Annotated in this window: 2 rRNA genes; both read left to right on the top strand. The window is 59.4% G+C overall.

The window, feature by feature from the left end:
- Window positions 1-155: 155 nt before the first annotated feature.
- A 16S ribosomal RNA gene (locus tag ACI781_RS19075) occupies window positions 156-1670 on the top strand.
- 536 nt (window positions 1671-2206) lie between these two features.
- Window positions 2207-5334: ribosomal RNA gene (locus ACI781_RS19070) — 23S ribosomal RNA — on the top strand.
- The 16S and 23S rRNA genes sit together here, the layout of an rRNA operon.
- The last annotated feature ends 57 nt before the right edge of the window (window positions 5335-5391 follow it).

Below are 5391 nucleotides of genomic sequence, written 5' to 3'. Positions count from 1 at the left end.
GCGCGTCCGTTCCTTGAGAACTCAACAGCGTGCCGAAAGTCAGTGCCAAGTATTACCCCGTGCACTGCATCCTCTGGGTGTGGTGTGGGGATTCCTTTGGTTGATTGACATCGAGAGTGCTAGCTCTCGGTTCTCTGCCATGGATTGCAAATTCATCTACGGAGAGTTTGATCCTGGCTCAGGACGAACGCTGGCGGCGTGCTTAACACATGCAAGTCGAACGGTGAACCCTTCGGGGGGATCAGTGGCGAACGGGTGAGTAACACGTGGGCAACCTGCCCCTGGCTCTGGGATAACTCCAAGAAATTGGGGCTAATACCGGATATGACCGCTGACCGCATGGTCTGGTGGTGGAAAGATTTATCGGCTGGGGATGGGCCCGCGGCCTATCAGCTTGTTGGTGGGGTAGTGGCCTACCAAGGCGACGACGGGTAGCCGGCCTGAGAGGGTGACCGGCCACACTGGGACTGAGACACGGCCCAGACTCCTACGGGAGGCAGCAGTGGGGAATATTGCGCAATGGGCGAAAGCCTGACGCAGCGACGCCGCGTGGGGGATGACGGCCTTCGGGTTGTAAACCTCTTTCAGCAGGGACGAAGCGCAAGTGACGGTACCTGCAGAAGAAGCACCGGCCAACTACGTGCCAGCAGCCGCGGTAATACGTAGGGTGCAAGCGTTGTCCGGAATTATTGGGCGTAAAGAGCTCGTAGGCGGTTCGTCACGTCGGCTGTGAAAACCTGAGGCTCAACCTCAGGCCTGCAGTCGATACGGGCGGACTTGAGTACTGCAGGGGAGACTGGAATTCCTGGTGTAGCGGTGAAATGCGCAGATATCAGGAGGAACACCGGTGGCGAAGGCGGGTCTCTGGGCAGTAACTGACGCTGAGGAGCGAAAGCGTGGGGAGCGAACAGGATTAGATACCCTGGTAGTCCACGCCGTAAACGTTGGGCGCTAGGTGTGGGGGCCATTCCACGGTCTCCGTGCCGCAGCTAACGCATTAAGCGCCCCGCCTGGGGAGTACGGCCGCAAGGCTAAAACTCAAAGGAATTGACGGGGGCCCGCACAAGCGGCGGAGCATGTTGCTTAATTCGATGCAACGCGAAGAACCTTACCTAGGCTTGACATGCACGGAAATCCTCCAGAGATGGGGGGTCCGTAAGGGCCGTGCACAGGTGGTGCATGGTTGTCGTCAGCTCGTGTCGTGAGATGTTGGGTTAAGTCCCGCAACGAGCGCAACCCTCGTTCCATGTTGCCAGCACGTGATGGTGGGGACTCATGGGAGACTGCCGGGGTCAACTCGGAGGAAGGTGGGGATGACGTCAAATCATCATGCCCCTTATGTCTAGGGCTGCAAACATGCTACAATGGCCGGTACAAAGGGCTGCGATACCGCGAGGTGGAGCGAATCCCAAAAAGCCGGTCTCAGTTCGGATTGGGGTCTGCAACTCGACCCCATGAAGTTGGAGTCGCTAGTAATCGCAGATCAGCAACGCTGCGGTGAATACGTTCCCGGGCCTTGTACACACCGCCCGTCACGTCACGAAAGTCGGTAACGCCCGAAGCCGGTGGCCCAACCCTTGTGGAGGGAGCCGTCGAAGGCGGGATCGGCGATTGGGACGAAGTCGTAACAAGGTAGCCGTACCGGAAGGTGCGGCTGGATCACCTCCTTTCTAAGGAGCAACTCGCCGGCACACGTTGTGTGTCGGTGCAGAGCCATGCCAGAACGAGACGCCGGCCCCGTCGTGGGGTGGGCGCGGGGTGTCTGGATGGTGCTCGAGGGTGGAACGCTGACCAGTTCGGTCGCCGGCGCGCGCCGGCTCCCAGTACGACCTGGTGTCTCTTGCGAGATGCGGGTGTGGACCGGAGCGGGGGTGCGGGTGGTGGTCGTAGGCACGCTGTTGGGTCCTGAAGGAACGGATCCCGTCCCGGGGTCGGGTGCCGGTTCGCCGGCCCGCCCGGGGTGGGGGTTTCTTCGTCAGGGCCTTCCGCGTCTCATACCGCTCGGTGGCTGCTTCGTCGGAAGCAGGGGTCGGGGTCTGGTGGGGTGGGGTCGGGAGGTCGCTGGTCGTTCGTTGAGAACTGCACAGTGGACGCGAGCATCTTCAACAGTTCGCGGATCCTTGTCTGGATCGTTGTCGGTGGGTGCCCTGCGGGGTGGTCGCCGCCGGCGGTGTGGTCCGGGGTTCGTGGTTTGTAGGTTTTGTGTGGCCAAGTTGTTAAGGGCACACGGTGGATGCCTGGGCACCAGGAGCCGATGAAGGACGTAGGAGGCTGCGATAAGCCTCGGGGAGCTGCCAACCGAGCGTTGATCCGAGGATGTCCGAATGGGGGAACCCCGCACCAGTCATGTGGTGTGACCCGCGCCTGAACACATAGGGCGTGTGGAGGGAACGTGGGGAAGTGAAACATCTCAGTACCCACAGGAAGAGAAAACAACCGTGATTCCGTGAGTAGTGGCGAGCGAAAGCGGATGAGGCTAAACCGTTTCCATGTGATAGCCGGCAGGCGTTGTGGAGGCGGGGTCGTGGGACCGCTCAGTACCTTCTGCCGAGGGTACGGGGAGTCAGAAAGACGGATGGTTAGTGGAAGGCCTACTGGAACGGGTCGCCGTAGAGGGTGAGAGCCCCGTACACGAAAACTGCCGTCCTCCCGAGCGTGTTTCCCAAGTAGCACCGAGCCCGTGAAATTCGGTGTGAATCTGGCGGGACCACCCGCTAAGCCTGAATACTCCCTGGTGACCGATAGCGGACAAGTACCGTGAGGGAAAGGTGAAAAGTACCCCGGGAGGGGAGTGAAATAGTACCTGAAACCGTGTGCCTACAAGCCGTGAGAGCCGGTCGTCCTTCGGGGCGGCGGTGATTGCGTGCCTTTTGAAGAATGAGCCTGCGAGTTAGCGGTACGTGGCGAGGTTAACCCGTGTGGGGTAGCCGTAGCGAAAGCGAGTCCGAACAGGGCGAACGAGTCGCGTGCTCTAGACCCGAAGCCGAGTGATCTACCCATGGCCAGGTTGAAGCGCGGGTAAGACCGCGTGGAGGACCGAACCCACCAGGGTTGAAAACCTGGGGGATGAGCTGTGGGTAGGGGTGAAAGGCCAATCAAACTCGGTGATAGCTGGTTCTCCCCGAAATGCATTTAGGTGCAGCGTCACGTGTTTCTTGCCGGAGGTAGAGCACTGGATGGCCGATGGGCCCCACAAGGTTACTGACGTCAACCAAACTCCGAATGCCGGTAAGTGAGAGCGTGGCAGTGAGACTGCGGGCGATAAGGTTCGTAGTCGAGAGGGAAACAGCCCAGATCATCGGCTAAGGCCCCTAAGCGTGTGCTAAGTGGAAAAGGATGTGGGATCGCAGAGACAACCAGGAGGTTGGCTTAGAAGCAGCCACCCTTGAAAGAGTGCGTAATAGCTCACTGGTCAAGTGGTTCCGCGCCGACAATGTAGCGGGGCTCAAGCACACCGCCGAAGCCGTGGCATTCATGAGTTAGCCCGCCGGTGCCCTTCGTGGGTGCCGGCCAGGTTCATGGATGGGTAGGGGAGCGTCGCGTGGCGGTGGAAGCGGCGGAGGAATCCAGCCGTGGACGCCACGCGAGTGAGAATGCAGGCATGAGTAGCGAGAGGGGAGTGAGAACCTCCCCCGCCGGAAGACCAAGGGTTCCTGGGCCAGGCTAATCCGCCCAGGGTGAGTCGGGACCTAAGGCGAGGCCGACAGGCGTAGTCGATGGACAACGGGTTGATATTCCCGTACCCGCGAAGGAACGCCCATGCTGAACCCAGCGATACTAACCCACCGACGCCGGTGATCTTCCTTGTGAAGGGATCCGGACTAGCTGGGGACCTGGACTGGTAGTAGGCAAGCGATGGGGTGACGCAGGAAGGTAGTCCTACCGGTGAGTGGTAGTACCGGTGCAAGGGTGTGGCCCGTGGAGCAGGTAAATCCGTTCCACACACAGGGTGAGGCCTGACGCATAGCCGAATGAGGCGAATGGGATGATCCTATGCTGCCGAGAAAAGCCTCTAGCGAGTTCCGAGCGGCCCGTACCCCAAACCAACTCAGGTGGTCAGGTAGAGAATACCGAGGCGATCGAGCGAACTGTGGTTAAGGAACTCGGCAAAATGCCCCCGTAACTTCGGGAGAAGGGGGGCCATCTACTGTCAGCACTCTTGCAGTGGGCAGCGGTGGGTGGCCGCAGAGACCAGTGAGAAGCGACTGTTTACTAAAAACACAGGTCCGTGCGAAGTCGTAAGACGATGTATACGGACTGACGCCTGCCCGGTGCTGGAACGTTAAGGGGACGGGTTAGCCGCAAGGCGAAGCTCAGAACTCAAGCGCCAGTAAACGGCGGTGGTAACTATAACCATCCTAAGGTAGCGAAATTCCTTGTCGGGTAAGTTCCGACCTGCACGAATGGCGTAACGACTTCTCAGCTGTCTCAACCACAGGCTCGGCGAAATTGCACTACGAGTAAAGATGCTCGTTACGCGCGGCAGGACGGAAAGACCCCGGGACCTTCACTATAGCTTGATATTGGTGTTCGGTTCGGCTTGTGTAGGATAGGTGGGAGACTGTGAAGCGGGCACGCCAGTGTTCGTGGAGTCGCCGTTGAAATACCACTCTGGTCGAATTGGATGTCTAACCTCGGTCCGTGATCCGGATCAGGAACAGTGTCAGGTGGGTAGTTTAACTGGGGCGGTTGCCTCCCAAAATGTAACGGAGGCGCCCAAAGGTTCCCTCAGCCTGGTTGGCAATCAGGTGTCGAGTGCAAGTGCACAAGGGAGCTTGACTGCGAGACCGACGGGTCGAGCAGGAGCGAAAGCTGGGACTAGTGACCCGGCACCGGCATGTGGAAGCGGTGTCGCTCAACGGATAAAAGGTACCCCGGGGATAACAGGCTGATCTTCCCCAAGAGTCCATATCGACGGGATGGTTTGGCACCTCGATGTCGGCTCGTCGCATCCTGGGGCTGGAGTAGGTCCCAAGGGTTGGGCTGTTCGCCCATTAAAGCGGTACGCGAGCTGGGTTTAGAACGTCGTGAGACAGTTCGGTCCCTATCCGCCGTGCGCGTAAGAGACTTGAGAAGAGCTGTCCCTAGTACGAGAGGACCGGGACGGACGAACCTCTGGTGTGCCAGTTGTACCGCCAGGTGCACTGCTGGTTGGCTACGTTCGGCAGGGATAACCGCTGAAAGCATCTAAGCGGGAAGCTCGCTTCAAGATGAGGTCTCTCACCCAGTCAATGGGGTAAGGCCCCCGCCCAGACCAGCGGGTTGATAGGCCGGAAGTGGAAGCATCGCAAGATGTGGAGCTGACCGGTACTAATAGGCCGAGGGCTTGACCACACAACCTCCTTCACGACCACGAACACACTCCGTGTGTCTGCCGCGTTGAAGACACGA

It is taken from the genome of Blastococcus sp. SYSU D00695, assembly GCF_054050555.1.
Note: the sequence above shows the minus strand (reverse complement) of the source record. Positions and strands in the feature narration are given on the sequence as shown.